This is a genomic window from Anabaenopsis tanganyikae CS-531, from assembly GCF_029891675.1.
Taxonomy (GTDB): domain Bacteria; phylum Cyanobacteriota; class Cyanobacteriia; order Cyanobacteriales; family Nostocaceae; genus Anabaenopsis; species Anabaenopsis arnoldii.
In genome coordinates this window covers 1-3,879 of record NZ_JANQDF010000185.1, presented here as the reverse complement: position 1 = coordinate 3,879, position 3,879 = coordinate 1, and the positions used below count along the sequence as shown (strand labels likewise).

At 42.6% G+C, this 3,879-nt stretch carries 4 protein-coding genes; 3 read left to right on the top strand and 1 reads right to left on the bottom strand.

Annotated elements, in window-relative coordinates; translation table 11 throughout:
- The coding region (locus NWP22_RS17925; protein WP_271733883.1) for an RNA-guided endonuclease InsQ/TnpB family protein at positions 1–495 on the bottom strand (495 nt) is incomplete at its 3' end.
- Between the two features lie 296 nt (positions 496–791).
- Here NWP22_RS17925 and NWP22_RS17920 point away from each other — a divergent pair.
- The 3 genes from NWP22_RS17920 to NWP22_RS17910 all read left to right on the top strand — a co-directional run bounded on the left by NWP22_RS17920 (position 792) and on the right by NWP22_RS17910 (position 3,647).
- On the top strand, positions 792–1,112 hold the full coding sequence (locus tag NWP22_RS17920) for a DUF6825 family protein (protein WP_271733882.1): 321 nt from the start codon (positions 792–794) through the stop codon (positions 1,110–1,112).
- Positions 1,113–1,220: 108 nt separating this feature from the next.
- Positions 1,221–2,906 (top strand): ABC1 kinase family protein, encoded by a 1,686-nt coding sequence (locus tag NWP22_RS17915; RefSeq protein WP_271733881.1) that lies wholly within the window; start codon positions 1,221–1,223, stop codon positions 2,904–2,906.
- 15 nt (positions 2,907–2,921) lie between these two features.
- Complete coding sequence (locus NWP22_RS17910) at positions 2,922–3,647, top strand: Stp1/IreP family PP2C-type Ser/Thr phosphatase (RefSeq protein ID WP_271733879.1); 726 nt, start codon at positions 2,922–2,924, stop codon at positions 3,645–3,647.
- Positions 3,648–3,879: the final 232 nt, after the last annotated feature.

The window sequence follows — 3,879 nt, the reverse complement described above, 5'->3', positions numbered from 1 at the left end:
TTGCTCGTAAGCAAAAGCAATGAACCAGCTATTAGCAGTCTTTGATATTGTGATTGATTTACAGGTTGTGTGTGGCAAGCCTTCATAAGTTTTTACCCTTCCAATCGTCGGTAGCTTTATTGATTTGCCGCCTACTGGAATTGGCTTACCTCCAGCATCAATGGTAAAAGCGTCGCGATGTCCTTTGTTTTTAAACTTAGGATATCCACCTTTACCGCTAAAGAATCTAGAGAAAGAATCGCCTAGATGGTCGAAAGCATATTGAGTTATTTTCTGACAAATACCCTTTTCTTTAATCCACTCAAACTCAGGTTTAACATGATTATTAAAGAATTTCTTCAGAATATATTTGTTGGGCTTTAATCCATCTTTATAAAGATTATTCCAAGTCGCTAAACCCCAGTTATAAGTAAACCTGGCAATACCTGCGTGTTTATTCATTATTATTTCTTGGGTTTTACTCAGTTTCAACTTTGTTTTAATGGATAAAAGCATTGCTCGACCTCAACACTGTGTAATGTCTTGACTGACACCCCAATTTTCTTTGCAAACTCATGAGGTTTAAACATAAATACACTTATAGGTTTGTAGATAATTGTATAGGTTTGTCTATTTAATTGTCAACTAGGCTACTACTCAATAAATGGTGAGTTAATAAGATTTACGCATGTTAATAAAATATTTTACAATTAGTTACAGGTCTTGATTTTCAAATTTCTCGCTATTTAACAGCAGCACTAAAGCAGAGAGGCAAGTTATAATTTTCTTGCGGAGCAACGTAACAAAAATTTATGAATAACCCTCTTGTACAAGCCTTTTTTGTAGGCAGAGCTGTAGCAGAAGTAATTAATGAGCGCCTAGAAGTGGCTATAACCGACGCTTTGAGCGATTTGGGCAAATTAGAGGCCGAAGCCAGAGAGCAAATGCGCCAGTTCACAGAACAGGTCTTAGAACGGGCAAATCGGGCAGCTGAAGCCGCTGGTCACAGCACCCCAGGTTCTGGGTCTTCTGGTGCTGATGCTGTGGATGTCCAAGCCACCATTGACGAACTCAGGGCAGAAATTGCCCTCTTGCGTAATGAATTACAGCGTTATCGCAGTAGTTCTGTATAAACTTCCTGATTAGTCATGATTACATGACAGTGGCTGGTCAATATTTCAGGATTCAGTGTGTCTTTTCATTCAGGTGATTTGGTTAACAACCAACGGTACACAAAAAATATGGAAACAGGTTATTCAGATCAGGCATACCGTTGGAATCGGGAAAATTACTCTAGTAGACGGCGCTTTGTAGACATCTGGTCTTTTGTCTTGACCTTAATGTTCAAACTCTGGCGGTACAACAAATCCTGGAGTTACCCCGGCGGTATAACTGAGGAAAAGCAAGCTGCTAGACGCAAAGCCCAAGCAGTCTGGATTCGTAATACCCTGTTGGACTTAGGGCCAACTTTTATTAAAGTCGGGCAGTTATTTTCTACCCGTGCTGATATATTCCCCGGCGAATATGTAGAAGAGTTGGCTAAGTTACAGGACAAAGTACCAGCATTTAGTTATGAGCAAGTAGAAACCAGTATTGAGCAAGAATTAGGTAAGAAAATTCCGGAATTATTCCTGGATTTTGAACCTATTCCCCTGGCGGCTGCTAGTTTGGGCCAAGTACACAAAGCTGTATTGCACACCGGGGAGGTGGTGGTGGTGAAAGTACAGCGCCCTGGACTCAAGAAGCTGTTTGAAATCGATTTACAAATTCTCAAGGGTATTACCCGCTACTTTCAAAACCACCCCAAATGGGGACGGGGGCGAGACTGGCTAGGGATTTACGATGAGTGTTGTCGTATTCTTTGGGAAGAAATTGATTATCTCAATGAGGGTCGCAATGCTGATACTTTTCGTCGCAACTTTCGCGGCTATGAATGGGTAAAAGTACCTAGAGTGTATTGGCGTTATGCTTCACCTAGAGTGTTGACTTTAGAATATGTCCCCGGAATTAAAATTAGCCAATATGAGGCTTTAGAAGCTGCGGGTTTAGATCGCAAGGTGCTAGCACGTCAGGGCGCTCAAGCTTACTTGTTACAATTGCTTAATAATGGCTTTTTCCATGCTGATCCTCACCCCGGAAATATTGCGGTGAGTCCTAATGGCGATTTAATTTTCTACGACTTCGGCATGATGGGACAAATTAAGTCTAATGTGCGTGAAGGACTGATGGAAACGCTGTTTGGAATCGCTCAAAAAGATGGCGATCGCGTGGTTCAATCTCTGATAAATCTAGGAGCGATCGCACCTACAGATGACATGGGGCCAGTACGGCGTTCTGTCCAATATATGTTGGACAATTTCATGGACCAACCCTTTGAAAATCAATCAGTGTCCGCCATCAGTGACGACCTGTATGAAATAGCCTATAATCAGCCATTTAGATTTCCCGCCACCTTCACTTTTGTCATGCGAGCCTTTTCTACTCTGGAGGGGGTAGGTAAAGGCTTAGATCCAGATTTTAACTTTATGGAAGTTGCCCAACCATATGCCATGCAACTAATAACAAATATGAATGGTTCTGATAATAACAGCTTTATCAATGAGTTAAGTCGGCAAGCAGTGCAAGTTAGTAGCACTGCATTGGGGTTACCCCGGAGATTAGAAGATACATTGGAAAAATTAGAACGCGGAGATATGCGCGTGCGTGTGCGTTCTATAGAAACGGAACGTTTACTCCGAAGACAGAGTAATATTCAACTAGGCACAACCTACGCCCTAATTATCAGTGGATTCACTCTTTCGGCTACAATTTTATTAGTTAATCGTTATGTATGGCCGGCGGTGCTAGCTGGTTTGATTGCAGCCGCAGTCTCAGTTATAATGATTCGCTTGCTTTCACGCCTCGACCGTTATGACCGGACATATTAATTGTGCTCAAAAATTATGAAACTTAACTTCACCGGTTCTAGCGATCCGGGACTTGTTCGTTCTAGTAACCAAGATGCTTTCTATGTCGACCCTGATGGGCGATTTTTTATTGTTGCTGATGGTATGGGGGGACACGCAGGGGGTGAGGAAGCCAGTCGCATCGCCACCGACGAAATAACAGGGTTTTTACTCTCCCAATGGAATAGCGATCAACCCACTCCCAAATTGTTAGAAAATGCCCTATGGCAAGCAAATAAAGCCATTTTAGAGGATCAGCAACAGCATCCTCAACGCTCTGATATGGGTACTACTGCTGTGGTGGTGATTTTTCGCCCCTCAAATTCCCCTTGGTGCGCTCACGTTGGTGATTCCAGGTTATACCGGTTTCGAGAGTCCCAATTACAACAGGTGACTGAAGACCATACATGGGTGTCTCGGGCTATTAAGTTCGGTGATATTACTGAAGAGGAAGCTCGAAGTCACCCCTACCGCCATGTATTATCTCGTTGTTTGGGCAGAATAGACTTACATCAAGTTGATATCCAACCCCTAGATGTTCAATTGGGCGATCGCCTGTTAATATGTAGCGATGGACTCACCGAAGAACTGAATAATCAGCAAATTGCGGATCACCTCCGCCACTCTCCCGAACTAAAAACAGCTTCTCATGGGCTAATTACAGCCGCCAAACACCAGGGTGGACATGATAACATCACGGTAGTCATGGTGTCTGTAGAATAGTTAAGATTGGCAATTTTGGATTTTCCTCACCCCAAATGACTGAAAATCCTCAATTGCTGTTCCGGCTTCTCAACACAGATTTTAGAGTACGCTGCTATATAAATCCTAGACAAGTCTAGACATTTATTTCTTACTTCAATGGGAGCATGGGAGCGGTTATCCCTCAGTAAGCTTTCAAGGTTTAGCCAACCTCGATAAGTTAATTGCTGCGTTTAAATCCCTGTCCATTGAA

Bases quoted from the DNA above. Each gene is read 5' to 3' on its own strand.
- NWP22_RS17910 (WP_271733879.1), top strand. From the start codon at position 2,922: ATGAAACTTAACTTCACCGGTTCTAGCGATCCGGGACTTGTTCGTTCT.
- NWP22_RS17915 (WP_271733881.1), top strand. From the start codon at position 1,221: ATGGAAACAGGTTATTCAGATCAGGCATACCGTTGGAATCGGGAAAAT.
- NWP22_RS17920 (WP_271733882.1), top strand. From the start codon at position 792: ATGAATAACCCTCTTGTACAAGCCTTTTTTGTAGGCAGAGCTGTAGCA.